Origin of the sequence: Catellatospora methionotrophica, from assembly GCF_011297335.1 — a bacterium.
Classification (GTDB): domain Bacteria; phylum Actinomycetota; class Actinomycetes; order Mycobacteriales; family Micromonosporaceae; genus Catellatospora; species Catellatospora methionotrophica.
In genome coordinates this window covers 47275-63703 of record NZ_JAAOTJ010000028.1, presented here as the reverse complement: position 1 = coordinate 63703, position 16429 = coordinate 47275, and the positions used below count along the sequence as shown (strand labels likewise).

15 protein-coding genes are annotated in these 16429 nt (G+C 70.7%); 7 read left to right on the top strand and 8 right to left on the bottom strand.

The window, feature by feature from the left end; genetic code table 11:
• Positions 1-29: 29 nt before the first annotated feature.
• Both HAV40_RS34715 and HAV40_RS34710 read right to left on the bottom strand, forming a co-directional pair.
• Positions 30-989 carry an asparaginase domain-containing protein gene (locus HAV40_RS34715; protein ID WP_166388533.1) on the bottom strand — a complete coding sequence of 320 codons (960 nt, stop codon included), beginning with the start codon at positions 987-989 and terminating at the stop codon, positions 30-32.
• Positions 990-1007: 18 nt separating this feature from the next.
• Positions 1008-1508 (bottom strand): hypothetical protein, encoded by a 501-nt coding sequence (locus tag HAV40_RS34710; protein WP_166388532.1) that lies wholly within the window; start codon positions 1506-1508, stop codon positions 1008-1010.
• 82 nt (positions 1509-1590) lie between these two features.
• Here HAV40_RS34710 and HAV40_RS34705 point away from each other — a divergent pair, with 82 nt between their 5' ends.
• Positions 1591-2040 (top strand): NUDIX hydrolase, encoded by a 450-nt coding sequence (locus HAV40_RS34705; protein ID WP_166388531.1) that lies wholly within the window; start codon positions 1591-1593, stop codon positions 2038-2040.
• Here the strand turns inward: HAV40_RS34705 and HAV40_RS34700 are convergent.
• The 3 genes from HAV40_RS34700 to HAV40_RS34690 form a co-directional block, all read right to left on the bottom strand.
• Positions 2001-2669, bottom strand: a complete 669-nt coding sequence (locus tag HAV40_RS34700) for a hypothetical protein (RefSeq protein ID WP_166388530.1) — start codon at positions 2667-2669, stop codon at positions 2001-2003. The genes HAV40_RS34705 and HAV40_RS34700 overlap by 40 nt on opposite strands.
• Positions 2670-2925: 256 nt before the next feature.
• Positions 2926-5673: a carbohydrate binding domain-containing protein gene (locus HAV40_RS34695; RefSeq protein WP_240935374.1), complete on the bottom strand. Its 2748-nt coding sequence runs from the start codon at positions 5671-5673 to the stop codon at positions 2926-2928.
• Positions 5674-5914: 241 nt separating this feature from the next.
• Complete coding sequence (locus tag HAV40_RS34690) at positions 5915-6646, bottom strand: Type 1 glutamine amidotransferase-like domain-containing protein (RefSeq protein ID WP_409364999.1); 732 nt, start codon at positions 6644-6646, stop codon at positions 5915-5917.
• 150 nt (positions 6647-6796) lie between these two features.
• Here HAV40_RS34690 and HAV40_RS34685 point away from each other — a divergent pair, with 150 nt between their 5' ends.
• Positions 6797-7822 carry a TolB-like translocation protein gene (locus HAV40_RS34685; protein ID WP_166388528.1) on the top strand — a complete coding sequence of 342 codons (1026 nt, stop codon included), beginning with the start codon at positions 6797-6799 and terminating at the stop codon, positions 7820-7822.
• An 89-nt stretch (positions 7823-7911) separates the two neighbouring features.
• Positions 7912-8247 (top strand): DUF4190 domain-containing protein, encoded by a 336-nt coding sequence (locus HAV40_RS34680; protein WP_166388527.1) that lies wholly within the window; start codon positions 7912-7914, stop codon positions 8245-8247.
• Between the two features lie 6 nt (positions 8248-8253).
• On the opposite strand, the gene HAV40_RS34675 is transcribed toward HAV40_RS34680, so the two are convergent.
• Together HAV40_RS34675 and HAV40_RS34670 are read right to left on the bottom strand one after the other, a co-directional pair.
• Positions 8254-9882: an acyl-CoA dehydrogenase family protein gene (locus HAV40_RS34675; protein ID WP_166388526.1), complete on the bottom strand. Its 1629-nt coding sequence runs from the start codon at positions 9880-9882 to the stop codon at positions 8254-8256.
• A 32-nt stretch (positions 9883-9914) separates the two neighbouring features.
• Positions 9915-10550 carry a hypothetical protein gene (locus HAV40_RS34670; RefSeq protein ID WP_166388525.1) on the bottom strand — a complete coding sequence of 212 codons (636 nt, stop codon included), beginning with the start codon at positions 10548-10550 and terminating at the stop codon, positions 9915-9917.
• Between the two features lie 176 nt (positions 10551-10726).
• Here HAV40_RS34670 and HAV40_RS34665 point away from each other — a divergent pair, with 176 nt between their 5' ends.
• Entirely contained in the window at positions 10727-11491 is a 765-nt protein-coding gene (locus HAV40_RS34665; protein WP_166388524.1) for a nucleotidyltransferase domain-containing protein, read from the top strand.
• A 151-nt stretch (positions 11492-11642) separates the two neighbouring features.
• On the opposite strand, the gene HAV40_RS34660 is transcribed toward HAV40_RS34665, so the two are convergent.
• The gene (locus tag HAV40_RS34660; protein WP_166388523.1) at positions 11643-11858 is read right to left on the bottom strand and encodes a hotdog family protein; all 216 of its coding nucleotides are present in this window, start codon (positions 11856-11858) and stop codon (positions 11643-11645) included.
• A 45-nt stretch (positions 11859-11903) separates the two neighbouring features.
• On the opposite strand from HAV40_RS34660, the gene HAV40_RS34655 reads away from it, so the two are divergent.
• From HAV40_RS34655 to HAV40_RS34645, 3 genes are all read left to right on the top strand, one after another.
• The gene (locus HAV40_RS34655; protein ID WP_166388522.1) at positions 11904-13490 is read left to right on the top strand and encodes a M28 family peptidase; all 1587 of its coding nucleotides are present in this window, start codon (positions 11904-11906) and stop codon (positions 13488-13490) included.
• 216 nt (positions 13491-13706) lie between these two features.
• Entirely contained in the window at positions 13707-14894 is a 1188-nt protein-coding gene (locus tag HAV40_RS34650; RefSeq protein ID WP_166388521.1) for a type III PLP-dependent enzyme, read from the top strand.
• A complete protein-coding gene (locus HAV40_RS34645; protein ID WP_166388520.1) occupies positions 14891-16369 on the top strand; it encodes a saccharopine dehydrogenase NADP-binding domain-containing protein in 1479 nt (492 codons plus the stop codon). The genes HAV40_RS34650 and HAV40_RS34645 overlap by 4 nt, the downstream gene beginning before the upstream one ends.
• Positions 16370-16429 lie beyond the last annotated feature (60 nt).

Here is a 16429-nt window from a genome sequence, read left to right as displayed (position 1 = left end):
GCGGGGAGGGTGGGGTGGGGTGGGGTGGGTTAGAGGTGGGTGAACCAGGTTTGGGCGGCGGTTACGCCGGGGGCGTCGCCGAGGGCGGACATGAGGGCCAGGCGGGCTTTTTCGGCGCGCAGGCCGCGGGCGGGGATCGCGCCGAGGCGTACGGCCATCGCCATGTCGCGGGGCAGGTCGCGTGGACCGGGCGAGCTGTGGCTGCGGGAGGCGATCACGACGGGGATGTCGTCGTCGATCAGGTCGCTGATCGCGGTGAACAGGTCGGCCGGGACGTTGCCGTGACCGGTGCCTTCCAGCACGACGCCCTGCACGCCGCGGTCGGCCAGGCCGCCGAGCAGGCCGGGGTCCATGCCGGGATGGGTCTTGAACAGGGCGACGTCCCACTCGGGCTCGCCGCTGCCGTACGGCGGGCGCGGCGGTGGGGCGGCCAGCCGCTGCACCCGCCCGTCCACGACCCGGCCGACGGGCCCGTACGGCGCCGAGCTGAACACCGGACCGGACGCGTCGGCCCAGGTGGCCCAGCGGGCGGCGTGCAGTTCGCCGTTCGCGCAGACGAGCGCGCCCAGGCCCCGTGCCGCCGGGTCGGCCGCGGCGGCCAGTGCGGCGGCCAGGTTGGCTGGGCCGTCGGTGCCGTCGTCGTCCAGGGCGCGGGCAGCGCCGGTGAGCACGATCGCGGCCCGCTCGGCGGCCGGGCCCGCCATCAGGTCCACCAGGTACGCGGTCTCCTCGACGGTGTCGAACCCGTGGGTGAGCACCACGCCGTCGTACTGCTCCGCAGCCTGGCGCACCCGGCGGCCCAGGGCCAGCATGGTCGTCGGCGAGATGTCCCAGCCCGGCTCGGAGGTCACGTCCACGACGGTGACGTCCGCGCCGACCGGGCCCGCCGCGGCGAGCAGTTCCGCGCCCGACGCGACGGACTCGCGCCCGGCACGCCGCCGGTACGCGATGGTGTCCTTGGTGGCCAGCAGCAGGATCCGGCTGTCCATGATGGGACTCCTCTGGACTCAGGCGGGCGGGTTGAGGCCGGTCGGCAGGGTGACGCGGCCGCCCAGGGCCAGGAACACCCGCAGCACGGCGTATCCGGCCAGGGCGACCAGGCCGATCCGGCCGATGGTGAGCACCACGTGCCCGAGCGCGTCGATGGTCTCGGGGAAGGTGTCGACCCAGCCCAGGCCGCCGAGTCCGATCAGGAAGGTGACGCCGCCGAACAGGATCGCGACGCCGTACTCGATCAACGCGACCAGCGCGAAGATCTTCGATCCGGCCAGCTGCGGACTCACGTGCGTGGCGATCAGGACGGCCAGCAGCGGGAACGACATGACGAACAGGTCCAGGAAGCCGGCCGACTGCGAGCGGGAGATCAGCGTGGTGTTCTCCGCCGGCAGGACCCAGTTCAGGAACTGGAAGCCGAGGTGGAGCGCGACGTAGCCGAGCAGCGCGAGCGTGAACAGCAGCCGCAGCGGCTTGACGCTCTGGTCGGCCGATGTGGTGACGGGGGTGGTCATGGCGGCATCCTAGTGCCGGGCTCGGGGGACCCGCACGGCGTGGCGCTTGACGGCGATCGTACAGGCGTTCGAGAATGCGCAGGTGAAGCACAGGGAACGGGCGATCGTCGCGGTACACCTGATCCTCCGGCGCGACGATGACGTGCTGCTGGGTCTGCGCATCAACACGGGCTGGTCCGACGGGTGCTGGCACCTGCCCGCGGGTCATCTGGAGGCGGGTGAGTCGCCGCTGGACGCGCTGGTGCGCGAGACGGCCGAGGAGCTGGGCCTGTCCCTCGACCCCGCGCAGGTCGAGCTGGTCCACACGGTGCACTGCCGCGGGGAGGCGTCTCGGCTGCAGCTGTTCTTCCAGGTGCGGCAGTGGTCGGGCAGCCCGGTCAACGCCGAGCCGGACAAGTGCGCGGACCTGCACTGGTTCTCGCTGCGCAAGCTGCCCACGCCGCTGGTCGGCTACACCGGGGCGGCGCTGGCGCGGTTGCTCGACGGCGCGCCCTACAGCGAGTGGGACGACGCCGGGTCCGTCGCGCGGTAGGCCAGGTGCCGCAGGCCCCGGCGCACCTGCGCGCGTGAGCCGAACCGCAGGTCGCCGAGCCAGCCGGGCGCACTCTCGCCGCGTAGCCAGGCGTAGTTGGCCAGCGCGTAGGCGTACAGCGGAAGGGTCATGCCCGCTCGGCTGCGCGAGCACCGCACCGCCACCCGCGATCCGAACAGGCCCAGCCCGAAGTAGACGGTGACCAGGTCGGCCAGGCGCTCGGTGTCGGCCTGGTCGGGTTTGATCCGCCCGTCGCCGACGAGCAGCACGTGTCCGAGTTCGTGGGCGATCGTGGCGACCAGGGGCACCGGGTCGGCGGCGTGGCCGAACGCCACCGCGATCACCGGGTGGCCGTCGCGCAGGCGCAGGTGCCCGTCGGGGACCTGCCGTGAGTGCAGTTCCAGTTCCACCCGCACCGGGTCGACGGCCATGCGCAGGCAGATCGCGTCGAGCAGGGTGCGCGCGTCCTGTACGCCCCCGGTGTATCCGGCGGGCACCAGGTCCATCGGGCGCACCGGCGGCAGTTCCAGCGGCCCGCGGCCGAACTCGCCCACGAGCCACGTCAGGGACGACGCCATCCAGGCGTCCTCCTCGGGACTGACGGGGCACCGGGGACCGAACCAACGCATGATCAGCATTGTGCGACGCCCGCGCCACTATGAGCTAGTGTCTTGCCCGCAGTCGTCCGGGTACGGTCCGCACCCGGTGCTGTTCGGGCTGGTCAAGGGGGTGCTGTCGCGGTCGGCAATCCGACCGTACAGTTTGCGCCCCGCGGCGTGCCGAACGTCCGTGCGCACCGGCGCGGCCGCAGGCCGCAGCCCCGAGAACGAAGGAAGGGCACCTTCCACAACGCGCGGCGATGGGAAGGTGCCCTTCCTTCGTTTGTCAGGAGTGGAGCCAGGAGGTGTCGGTGCCGATCTTGCCGGGGGCGGGGTTGCCGGGCAGGGCGAGCACGTACACGCGCAGGTTGCCCTTGCCGGAGGCGGTGGCGGTCAGGGTGCCGGTGGTGACGGTGACGGAGGCCCCGGTGACGGCGTCGGTGTAGACGCCGTTGGGGATGCCGGTGAAGGTGGCGCTGCCGGAGACCGTGACCAGCGCGAAGCTGTCCACCGCGCCGCTGGTGTAGCGGCGCTTGTAGGCCATCTGGCCGGTGACGCCTTCGGTGGAGTACTGGCCCATCTGCAGCGCGGGCACGGCGCGGCGGATCTGGTTGAGCCGCTGCAGGTGCTTGACCAGCGGCTTGTTCAGGGTGGTGGCGACCGCACCGGAGGCGGAGGAGACCACCCCGAAGTCGGGGGCGGTGACGCTGCCCTCGACGTTCGCGCCGTAGTAGGCCCGCCCGGTGCCCGCCAGCGGACAGGTGGGCCCGCAGTCGATCTGCTTGCCGGCCTGGAACTCGATCTCCGAGCCGTAGTAGAGAGTCGGCACGCCGCGGAAGGTCCACATCAGCGACATGTTCTCGGCCCAGGCGTCGGTGCCCCCGGCGTAGCGGGTGCTCGACTTGTTCGGGCCGTAGTCGTGCGAGTCGACGTACACCACGTTGTAGGTGGCGTCGTTGACGCTGTCGTCGCTGTCCCTGCCGTTGTTGAAGGCGTTGGGCGCGTCCCCGAAGTTCATGTGCATGCGCATGTCGATGATGTTCATGCCGGAGAACTTCGTGTGGTCGGGCGCGTGGTAGACGTTGCCCTGCAGGAACGCGTTGGTGCTGGTCGGCTGGTTGCCGGTGCCGAGGTTGTTCTCGTAGTCGAACTGCTCGATCGCCGCGGTCGCGTCGTCGGCGCTGTAGGTGGCCCGTTCCTTCCAGGTGAAGAACTGGGCGGAGTGGTTGACCGAGCCCCGGTTCCACTTGTCGTTGACGAACGCGGCGACCTCACCGAAGACGTAGAACTCCTTGGCCTTGGCCGCGCCGTACTTGCTGATCAGCTTGGTCTCCAGCGCGGGCAGGAAACGGCGGTTCCAGGTGACGCGCGGGATGTGCACGGCGGTGTCGATGCGGAACCCGTCGACCCCCATGTCGATGAACCGGTTGTACGCGTCGATCAGGTACTGCTGCACGGCCGGGTTCTCGGTGTTGAAGTCGGCCAGGTCCTCGTGCAGCCAGCAGCTGCGCGCGTCCTCGCCCTCCCAGTTGCCGATCCAGCACTGGTGGTAGAGGTTGCTCGGGAACATGCCGCTGGTCGGGCTGGGCCACTGGCAGTGGTAGACCTTGTAGCCCTCGGCGCTGTAGAACCCGCTGAACGCCCCCCAGTTGCGGCAGGTGCTGCCCGCTGGCTGCGGTGTCGACCACAGGTCACCGGTGTAGTAGCTCTTGCCCGAGCCCGGCTCCACCGACAGTCCGTCGTAGGTGAACGACGGGTTCGGCACGTCGTAGTACCAGCTCCACTGGCTGTCGCGCACCCCGTACACGGCGGGGGTGAACAGGCCCTTGGCGCCCCAGCGGGAGCTGTGATTGTAGACGACGTCCTGGTAGATCTTCAGGCCCTTGGCGTGCGCGGTGTCGATGAGGTTCTGGTAGCTGCCGCCCGGCGACTCCAGCCGCGCGTCGATGCGGAAGAAGTCGTAGCCGTGGTAGCCGTGGTAGTCGTAGTCGGACCGGTTGAGCACGACCGGTGTGATCCATACGGCGGAGAAGCCCAGGCCTTTGATGTAGTCGAGCTTCTGGATCAGCCCGGAGAAGTCGCCGCGGAACATCGGGTCGCCGTTGGCCGCGTTGCCGGACTTGGTGTGCTGGCTGCCGCCGCGGTTGTTGGCGGTGTCGCCGTCGAAGAAGCGGGCCGTCATCACGAAGTAGATGGCGTCCTTGCGCGGGTCGCCGCCGAGCATGGTGCCGGTCGTGGTGGGCGGCGGCGTGCTCGGCGAGGTGGACGGCGTCGGTGACGGCGACGCGGGTGGCGAGGTGGTCGGCGACGGCGAGGCGGTGGCGCACGGGTCACCGGTGCCCTTGACCCCACCGGAGACGGTGACGTTGCCCGTACCCAGGGCGTAGTTGGCCCCGCCGTTGTTGTCCCAGGTCCCGGAGCCGTTGTTGAACACCACCTGCAGGCCGGTCGCCGTACCCAGGCTGATGGTCTTCTTGCGCCAGCCGGTGCAGGCGGCGTCCATGGCCACGCCCGGCACCGCCGTCCACGACCCGCCCGTCGGCGCGTAATGGATGTTGACCGTGGTCCAGGCCGTGTTCGGCCGGTAGAACACGGTCACGTTGCCGCCGGCCGACGACGGGGTCGGCGACGGCGAGGCGGTGGCGCACGGGTCACCGGTGCCCTTGACCCCGCCGGACACGGTGACGTTGCCCGTACCCAGGGCGTAGTTGGCCCCGCCGTTGTTGTCCCAGGTCCCGGAGCCGTTGTTGAACACCACCTGCAGGCCGGTCGCCGTACCCAGGTCGATGGTCTTCTTGCGCCAGCCGGTGCAGGCGGCGTCCATGGCCACGCCCGGCACCGCCGTCCACGACCCGCCCGTCGGCGCGTAATGGATGTTGACGCTGGTCCAGGCCGCGTTCGGCCGGTAGAACACGGTGACGGTGTTGGCGGCCGACGCGGGCAGCGTCAGCACGGGTACCAGACTCGCGACGAGACCGGTCAGGGCGAGCGCCATTGCTCCCCACCGGGCGCGAGCACGACGATGTGCGCTCACGACAGCTCCTCACACGGGGCCGTGCGGCATCGACGGAGGCCGGTTCATCCTCGGTGGATGCGGACACCGTTCTTGCGCAAGGCGATTGAAAGTTTCTGAAAGCTAGCAACAGATTTCGGGCATGTAAAGAGCCGCACATATCTATGGCATGCGCCTGACCCGCATGCCCTGCTCGGCACGCGGTCTGAAATTCCTTTCAACACCCGGGGGTACGCGGCACGCGCTCCGCACCGCACCAGGGTCAGGCCAGCAGCCGCGCCCCCAGCGGGCGCTCGCTCACCACACCCGCGCCGTCGGCCTCGACCAGGTAAGCGTCCGCGCCCTCGACGCTGGTGACGGCCTCGGCCAGGGCCGTGCCGACGTAGTGCAGGCCGGTGCCGTCGTCGGTCGCGTAGCCCGCAGGAAGCAGGCCACTGCCGACATACTCGTGGAACCGTTCGCGGCGGGGCTGGTCCGGGAAGTCGTGGTGCACGCCGTTGCTGTACGGCAGGAACGCCAGCGCGTCGGTGACCGGGTCGAGGTCGTCGGAGAACGAGTCGGTGCTGCCGCCCACATGCCAGCAGATGCTGCCCGCGCTCCCGCCCCCGAGCACGACGCCCGCCTCCCACGCCTCGCGCATGACCGCGTCGAGCCGGTGCGCCCGCCACACCGCCAGCAGGTTGACCACGCTGCCCCCGCCGACCCAGATCAGGTCCTGGGCCAGCAGGTGCGCCCGTACGTCGGCATGGTTGGGCTGCGGGAACAGCCGCAGGTGGGTGACGGTGTGCTCGGTGTCGCCGAACGCCTGGCCGAACGCGGCGATCGCGGCGGGGTCGTCGCCGACGGCCGTCGGCACGTAGCAGATCCTGGCCCGGCGCACGCCGGTCAGCGATACCGCGTGCTCCATCAGCAGGCTGCGCCTGCGCGGGGTGACGCCCTGCGGCAGGCGCAGCAGTCCGGATGCGGCGAAGATCTGCGGCGGGCGACTCATCAGGTGATCATCCCACGGCGGAACTGCGACCAGGCCCATGTCGACACTCTGTCCGGAATAGAACACAGATCGTATCGGGACAGTCCGAACGCGACTTCTTCTCTACGATCGGTTCACGTTCCGTTCCGATAGTAAGGGGAAGCTATGGGAAGAATGCGCAAGTTGGCGGTGGCGCTCTGCCTGGCGGGCGCGGCGGTGCTGATGCCGGCCGCACCGGCCGCGGCCGTGGTCCCGGGCACACCGGGCGACGTGGCCTTCATCCGCGGCGGCAACCTGTTCGTCGCCGAGCCGGGCGGGACCGTCTGGCAGGCGACCACCGGCGGCGGCTACGAGTGGCCACGCTGGCGCTCGCACTCCGCGGACCTGGCCGTCCTCAAGGACGGCAACCTGTGGGTGGGCTCCTACTCCACCTCCGACCACGCCTTCCACGCCACGCAGCAGATCACGTCGGGCGCCGTAGTCGGCGCGGCCGCGTGGTCGCCTGACGGCAACCGCCTGGCGTACGCGCAGGGGAGTTTCGCGCCGAGCGTCTACATCGTCGACTTCGGTCCGGTCGCGCCATCGGCCAGGGGACTGACCGCGGCGCAGCCGGTGCGGGTGGACACCCGACTGAGCCCGCAGGCGCAGCGGATCGCCGACCGGCTGCCGAAGAAGACCCAGCGCGCCGCCGCGGCGGCCGCACCGACCACCTGGCACGCGGCCCGCAACTCACTGGCGGTCGCGTGGTCGCCCGACGGCCGGTACATCGCCTACCCGAACGGTGAGTGCTTCGCGGTCTTCGACGACTGCCTCGGCATGATCGACCTCACCACCGGGAACGAGGTGTGGGTGGCCGCGTTCGGCGGCGGCGGCGCGACCGAGGACGGTTTCGCCACCATCCCGGCGTTCACCGCCGACTCCACCCGCATCATGTGGACCCAGCAGACCCGGCCGCGCTACGAGGCGGATCCGCAGATCAGCTACATCAAGACCATGTCGGCCCTGGTCGCCGACCCGTTCGGCAGCCAGTCCCAGGTCGGCGCGGCCGGTGAGTACAGCGCCGTCCCGTCGCCGGCCGGGGGCACCACGGTCCTGGTCACCAGCGGCCGCAGCGGCGTCGCCTGGGTGGCCCGCCGCGCCGGCTCCACCCGCACCTGGCTCTACCAGGGCTACCAGCACGACTGGCAGTCCCTGCCGTAACCGGGTGACACCACCGGCCGTCGCCTCACCCGCGGCGGCCGGTGGTGTGCGTGGCCTACCCTGCACCGCATACGTCCGAGGAGGCCACCATGACCGACAAGCAGCCGTCCGGGAGCCCGCTCCCGCCGCCCTACCCGTACGGCCCCTACCCGCCGCAGCCGCCGTACAACGTCTACGCGATCCTGTCGCTGGCGCTGGGTCTGTTCGTCCTGCCGCCGCTGGGCATCTACTTCGGCACGAAGGCCAAGCAGCAGATCGCGGCCTCCGGCGAGCGCGGCATCGAGCTGGCCAACGCCGGGGTCATCGTCGGCTGGGTGCTGACCGGCCTGTTCGTCGCCTTCTTCGTGATCTGGTGCGCCATGGGCGCCCTGATGTTCGGCTGGTTCGGCCTGTTCAGCGCCACCACGATCAGCACCACTGGCTGACCGCGCTCAGGCCGGGGGCACCCGGTCCAGGATCGCGGCCAGGTCCAGGCCGGGCGGCAGGGTGCCGAAGGCCAGACCCCGGTCACCGGCCAGCCGCGAGGCGCAGAACGCGTCGGCGACCGCGGCCGGGGCGTGCCGGACCAGCAGCGAGCCCTGCAGCACCAGCGCCATCCGCTCGACGATGCGCCGGGCCCGCAGCTGCGCGTCGGCGGTGTCGGCCAGCTCCTCGCGCAACTCCTGCCAGGCCTGGTCGAGCCGGGCGTCGCCGCCCAGGCCCGCCACCACCTCCCGCTCGTACGCGGCGAGGCTGCGCGGTTCGCGGGTCAGCGCGCGCAGCACGTCGAGGGCGTTGACGTTGCCGGAGCCCTCCCAGATTCCGTTGAGCGGCGCTTCGCGATACAGGCGCGGCATGCCGGAGTCCTCGGTGTAGCCGTTGCCGCCCAGGCACTCCAGTGCCTCGGCGACCATCGCGGGCTGCCGCTTGCACACCCAGTACTTGGCCAGCGCCGTGGCCAGCCGGGCGAAGTCCTGCTCGCCGTCGTCGCCGCGGGCGGCCCGGTCGACCGCGCCCGCGACCCGCATGACCAGCGTCGTCGCGGCCTCCGACTCGACGGCCAGGTCGGCCAGCACGTTGCGCATCAGCGGCTTGTCCAGCAGCGGCCCGCCGAACGCGTGCCGGTGCCGGGCGTGGTGCACGGCCTGCGTGAGCGCGGCGCGCATCCCGGCGGCCGAGCCGAGGCCGGAGTCCAGCCTGGTCAGCGACACCATCTCGATGATGACGGCCACGCCCCGGCCCTGCTCGCCGACCAGCCACGCCACGGTGTCGTCGAACTCCGGTTCGCTGCTGGCGTTGCTGCGGTTGCCGAGCTTGTCCTTGAGCCGCTGGATGCGGAACGTGTTGCGGGTCCCGTCGGGCAGCACCCGGGGCACCAGGAAGCAGGACAGCCCGCCGGGGGCCTGGGCCAGCACGAGGAACAGGTCGTTCATCGGCGCGCTGGTGAACCACTTGTGCCCGCGCAGCAGCCAGTTGCCGTCGGCGGCGGGCGTGGCCGTGGTGGTGTTGGCCCGTACGTCCGAGCCGCCCTGTTTCTCGGTCATGCCCATGCCCGCGAGCAGTCCGTCCTTGGTTTCGGGGACGCGCAGGCCCGGGTCGTACACCCGGCTGGTCAGCAGTGGCTCGAACCGTGCCGCCAGCTCGGGCTGGGCGCGCAGCGCGGGCACCGCGGCGTACGTCATCGAGATCGGGCAGGTGTGGCCCTGCTCGACGGTGCTCCACACGAGCAGCCCGGCGGCGCGGGCCACGTGCGCGCCCGGCCGCGGGTCGACCCACGGGCCGCCGGCCAGCCCTTCGGTGACCGCGACCCGCATCAGCTCGTGCCACGACGGGTGGAAGTCGACCTCGTCGACGCGGTTGCCGTACCGATCGTGGGTGCGCAGCACCGGGGTGTGCCGGTTGGCCTCGTCGCCCCAGCGCTGGGCCTGCTCGGTGCCCCCGAGGCGGCCCAGCCGGTGCAGGTCGTCCAGGTGCCAGGCCGCGCCCTCGCGCACGACCGCGTCCAGCAGCGGCGGGTCGGCGGCGACGTCGTGCCCGGCCAGCGGCGGCACCTGGTTGAAGACCTCGTGGGTGGCGGCCATCTTCACATCCTGCCCCACCGGCTGAAGGAGCGTCAGCCCTCGGGAAGCGCCCGTGTCGCGGCCGGACCGCCGTCGGCCGGAGCGGGCGCGGCGGCCGGGCCGCGGACCAGCCGCACCCACCCCGCCAGGTTGCCCAGCGCCACCAGCACCAGCGCCAGCAGCGCGAACCCGAAACCACCCTGATCGTGTACGAAGTCGCCGACGTCCTTGCCCGCGGGCAGCGGACCGGTGAGCTGCTCGCGCAGCCGCTCCTCCACCAGCACCCGCACGGTGGCCTGGTTGACCAGCAGGAACAGCGCCGCCATCGCCGCCAGCGCGGCGACCACCCCGCGCCGGGTACGCGCCCGTCCCACGCCCGCCGCGATCAGCACCCCGATCACGAGCAGCACCAGCACCACGCCCGCCAGCGGCTGCGGGGCCAGCACGTCGCTGCGCCGCTGCTCGGGTGGCAGCAGCTTGTCCGCGGTGACGTCGGGCGTCCCGCCGGTGGCCAGATCCCAGCCGGTGTAGGTGGTCGTGCCACCCGGCGCGGCCCGGCCGTAGCCGCCCGGCGCCTCACAGGACACGGTCAGGAACGGGGCCAGGAACAGCAGGCCCGCCAGCACCAGCCCAGCCGGGCTGAGCAGCCGGGAGAACCGGCGCACCGATCGACGCTCGTCGTCTGCCATTCGCGACAGCGTAGGCGGCTCCCGCCGTCCCGTCACCCCCTCCCGCACCCCACCTCGCCGGAATGCGCCGCGGTTTCGGGGAAACCGCGGCGATGGGCGAGGCCGTGGCCGCACTTTCCCCGAAACCGCGGCCGCGACGGTCGGCGGGGCAGGCTGCGGGTGGGCATAATCGCCGGGTGTTCGAGGAACTGTGGGTGGCGGCGGAGCATGTGCGGGCGCTCGACGAGCGGGTGCGGGGGCTGGTGACAGGGCTGTTCATCACCGGGTCGGTGCCGCTGGGCGACTACTGGCCGGGGCGCAGCGACATCGACTTCGTCGCGGTCATGGACCGCGCGCCGACGGCCGAGGAACGTGGTCGGCTGGCGAACGCGCACCTGGCGCTGCCGGAGGGCGGGCCGGTCTACGACGGCATCTACCTGACCCGCGCCCAGCTGGCCGCGCCGCCCGTCGAGGGCGACACCGCGCCGCAGATCCTCGCGGGCGACTTCTCCCCCGCGAAGGCGGGCGGGCAGCTCAACCCGGTGACCTGGCTCGAACTGGCCCGCCACGGCCTGCCTATCCTCGGTGAGCGCCCCGAGGTGGCCCTGGACTCCGACGTGCTGCGCCGGTGGCTGCTGGACAACCTGTCGGGCTACTGGGCGAACTTCGCCGTCACCGCGATGCCGCAGTTCGCGGCGCTGCCACCGGACATGGCGATACCCGCCGAGCCGGTGCTGTGGGCGGTGACCGGGCCGGGCCGCCTGCATTACACGCTGGCCACCGGCGAGGTGACCACGAAGACCGGCGGCGCCCAGCACACCGCCGAGATCCTCCCCCAGTGGGCCGACCTGTGCGAACGCGCGATCCGCTCCCGCGCTGGCGAGGACGTCCCGTTCACCGCCGCCGACGGCGTCGCCTCCCTCCGCCTCATCGCCGACGTCATCACCGCCGCCCACCCCTGACCCCACCCCAAACCCCCGACCCACCCCGCCCGCGCGCCCCCGCCGCCGCGCCCGCTTCGTCCCGCTCGACCGCCAGAGCCCCGCTTTTTCATAGACGCTGGCCTATCTCGATGAATTTGATCTACTTTTTTTCAACCAGATAGGCCAGCGTCTATTGAAAACGCGCCACGCGCGTCGCAGCACGCGAGGGCGCGCGGAGAGCAGCCTTCTCGCGAGCTTTTAGCAGGTCAGAGTGCACGTAGACCGTGTCGCGGGCGAGGACTTCGCGTTGGTACACGATGTGCTGCTCCATCGCCGCCGTGCCGCGCCCGGGCGACCCGAGGTAGGCCCTCGCGAGGCCGACCGTGCCGAACAGGTTCTCGGTCACGGAACGGTCAACCACTACTTCCATCTATTCGCATTAATCATTTCGATGGCTAGTCTGCGCCTGCCGGTAACCCCCGGCACACCCCGTGATCTCCTGAGGAGTCAGGCCTTGCGACCCTACGCAGCAAAACGTGCCCTGCTCGCCCTCGCGCTGGTGGGCACCGCGCTGGCCGCGCCCGCGGCCGCCACCGCCGCCCCGGCGCCCGTCGCCGCGAAAGCCGCGGCGCTGGCCCTGGCCGCGCCGGACATCTCGCTGACCAACGTGAAGGCGCACCTGCAGCAGTTCCAGACGATCGCCAGCAGCAACGGCGGCAACCGCAGGTCCAACACCGCGGGCTACACGGCGTCGGTGAACTACGTCTACAACAAGCTGGTCGCGGCGGGCTTCTCCGTGGTCAAGCAGAACTGCACCTCCGGCTGCACCAGCGGGGCGGGCCCGAACGTGATCGCGGACTGGCCGGGCGGCGACGCCAATACGGTCTACATGTTCGGCGCGCACCTGGACGGCGTCGCCGCCGGTCCGGGCATCAACGACAACGCGTCGGGCTCGTCGACCGTGCTGGAGATCGCGCTGACGCTCGCCGCGACGAACCCGTCGATGCTCAACCACGTCCGGTTCGGCTTCTGGACCGACGAGGAGCAGGGCCTCAACGGCTCGGAGTTCTACGCCAACAGCCTGCCCTCGGCCGAGCGCACCAAGATCAAGGGTTACTTCAACTTCGACATGGTCGGCTCGACCAACGGCGGCTACTTCATCAACCGGATCACGTCGAGCATCGGCCAGGTTCTGAAGGCGTACTACGACACGAACTTCCCGGGCCTGAACCCGGAGGAGAACGTCGAGGGCGCCGGGCGCTCCGACGACGCGTCGTTCAACGCGGTCGGCATCCAGACCTCGGGCGTGGCCGCGGGCGCGAGCGCGAACAAGACCTCGGCGCAGGTCACCAAGTGGGGCGGCAACACCGGCGACTACGACCCCTGCTACCACTCGTCGTGCGACACGTACCCGGCCAACATCAACGACACGGTCCTGAACCGGGCCGGCGACGCCGCGGCGTACGCGCTGTGGAGCCTGGCCACCGGCACCCCCGCGACCACGGTGTGGACCGACACGTTCGAGACGGCGACCGGCTGGACCACCAACGCGAGCGCGACCGACACCGCCACCACCGGCGCCTGGGAGCGCGGCGACCCGGCCGACACCAACTCCAGCGGCGCCAAGCAGCTGGGCACCACCGTGTCCGGCAGCAACGACCTGTCCACCGGGCGGCTGGCGGGCACGGCCGCGGGTGACTACGACCTCGACGGCGGCGTGACCAGCGTGCGCTCGCCCGCGGTGACCCTGCCGTCCAGCGGGACGATCAACCTGAGCCTGAACTGGTACCTGGCGCACGGGTCGAACGCGTCCAGCGCCGACTACTTCCGGGTCTCCATCGTGCACAACACGGGCACGGCGGTGCTGTTCACCCAGGCGGGCGCGGCCAGCAACCGCAACGGCTCGTGGGCGGTGGGCACCTGGAACATCTCGGCGTACGCGGGCCAGTCGGTGCGGATCCTGATCACGGCCGCCGACGCGTCCACGGCGAGCCTGGTCGAGGCGGGCGTCGACGACGTCAAGATCACGGTTTCCTGACCTGCGTCGATCATCGGAGCCCCACCTGTGCTGCTCGGCGGCGCGGGTGGGGCTCCGATCACGTCCACGGCCGGGCGTCACCCACTCGGAGTATGAGTATCGCCACAGTGCGTCGCGGCATCCCGAAGTCGGCACGTTCACCATTTGGCCCTAGACTCCACCGTCGGCAACCAAACGGGCCGCATTCACCATTTTCACTGGAGGATTAGCGAGACGATGGCGATGACCAACGGCAAGACCCTGGTCACCATGATCGCGGCAGGAAACCGCGAGATCCAGGACTTCCTCGAATCCGACCAGCGCGAGACTCCCTACCTGGTCATTGATCTGAAGGTCGCGGCGCAGCAGTTCCGCCGCCTGACCGGTGCCTTCCGCGAGACGACCGTCTTCTACGCGGTGAAGGCCAACCCCCAGCCGCAGCTGATCAGGCAACTCGCCCAGCTCGGTTCCTCGTTCGACGTGGCGAGCCCCGCCGAGATCGACCTCTGCCTCTCCGAAGGCGCCGATCCGGGCCGGCTGTCGTACGGCAACACGATCAAGAAGGCCGCGGACATCCGCTACGCCTACGATCGCGGCGTACGCATGTTCGTCTTCGACAGCGAGGCGGAGCTGCGCAAACTCGCCGAACACGCCCCCGGCTCCGCGGTGTTCTGCCGCCTGCTGGCCGGCAGCGCGGGTGCGCAGTGGCCGCTGAGCCGCAAGTTCGGGTGCGCCCCGGACATGGCGGTCTCGCTGCTGGTCCAGGCCCGAGATCTCGGCCTGCGACCGGTCGGGGTGTCGTTCCACGTCGGCTCGCAGCAGCTCGACCCCACCCGCTGGGATCCCAGCATCGCGCAGGCCGCGCAGGTCTTCCGCGAGGTGGCCGAGCACGGCGTCCACCTGACGCTGCTGAACTGCGGCGGCGGGTTCCCCGCCGGCTACCAGGATCCGGTGGAGCCGATCGACGCGTACGCCGATGCCATCAACTCGGCGGTCGAGCGGCACTTCGGCCCGTACCGGCCGACGCTGGCGATCGAGCCGGGCCGCTTCATCGCGGCCGACACGGGAGTGCTGCGGGCACAGGTGGTGCTCGTGTCGCAGAAGTCCTACGAAGACGATCACCGATGGGTCTACCTGGACATCGGGCGCTTCGGCGGGCTGGCCGAGACCGAGGGCGAGGCGATCCAGTACCGCCTGGTCACCGCGCGCGACGGGGAGCCGACCGGTCCGGTCGTGCTCGCCGGGCCGACCTGCGACAGCGTGGACATCCTGTACGAGAAGGCGCCCTACCGGCTGCCGCTGGACCTGGAGCCCGGCGACTACGTCGACATCCTCGGCACCGGCGCCTACACGACCACGTATTCTTCCGTTGGATTCAACGGTTTTGCACCTTTAGCAACGTTTTGTATCGGAGACAGCGCGTGACGACGATCCCCAAGCTGGCCTTCAGCGGCCGCATCCTCCTGCTCGGCAGCGGCTCGGTGTCGCAGTGCCTGCAGCCCCTGCTGCTGCGCCACGTCGACATGGACTTCACGCGCCTGACCGTGATGGACTTCGAGGACCTCGCCCACACCGCCGCGGAGATCACCGCCGCCGGCGCGACCTACGTGCGCGACCGCATCACCCCGGAGAACATCGAGACCAAGCTCGCCGAGTACGTCGGCGACGGCGACGTCCTGATCAACCTGGCCTGGAACATCGACACCGGCGTGATCATCGACTGGTGCCAGCGCCACGGTACCCTCTACGTCGACACCTCGGTCGAGGAGTGGGACCCCTACGCCGACCAGCTCAACGCGACCCCGCAGTCGCGCACGCTGTACGCCCGGCACATGAAGCTGCGCGAGCGGGCCAAGGGATGGAAGGCCGACGGCCCGACCGCCATCGTCGAGCACGGCGCCAACCCCGGCCTGGTCAGCCACTGGGCCAAGATCGCGCTGCTGGACATCGCCACCGCGATGCTCAAGGAGCCCGAGCGCCTGCCCAAGCCGCTGGACGCCGACCGCAAGGTCAAGCTCGAAGAGGCCCTGGCCAACCGCGACTTCGCGGCCCTGGGCATGCTCACCGGCACCAAGGTGATCCACATCTCCGAGCGCGACACCCAGGTCAGCGACAAGCCCAAGCAGGTCGGCGAGTTCGTCAACACCTGGTCCGTGGAGGGCTTCTACGAGGAGGGCATCGCGCCCGCCGAGATGGGCTGGGGCACCCACGAGCCCACGCTGCCCGCCAACGCGTACACCCACGAAACGGGTCCGCAGAACCAGATCTGCCTCGCCCAGACCGGCATCACCACCAAGGTCCGCTCCTGGGTGCCGCTCGGCGGCCCCATCATCGGCATGGTCGTGCGCCACGGCGAGGCGTTCACCATCAGCGACCACCTGACCGTGTGGGAGGACGGCAAGGCGGTCTACCGCCCCACCGTGCACTACGCGTACCAGCCGTCCGACGCCGCGCTGAACAGCCTGCACGAGTGCCAGATGACCGGGTACACGCTGCAGACGAACCAGCGCATCATGAACGACGAGATCATCAGCGGCATCGACGAGCTGGGCGTGCTGCTGCTCGGCCACGAGCTCAACGGCTGGTGGGTCGGCTCGCAACTCGGCATCGACGAGTCGCGCGCCCTGGTCCCGCACCAGAACGCCACCACCCTGCAGGTCGCGGCGTCGGTGCTGGGCGCGGTCTACTGGATGGTCAACAACCCGAACCGGGGCCTGTGCGTCCCCGACGACCTCGACCCCGAGGCCGTCCTCGACGTCGCCAACCCGTACCTGGGCCCGGTCCCCTCGGTGCACACCGACTGGACCCCGCGCAGCTCCTACTACGAGCCGTTCGCCAACTTCCGCCCGAAGACCGGCGACGACTCCGAGCCCTGGGCCTTCGAGAACTTCCTGGTCTGACAGGAAGATCGCCCTCCTGACACGACAGCCCCGTTCACCAGCAGGTGAACGGGGCTGTCG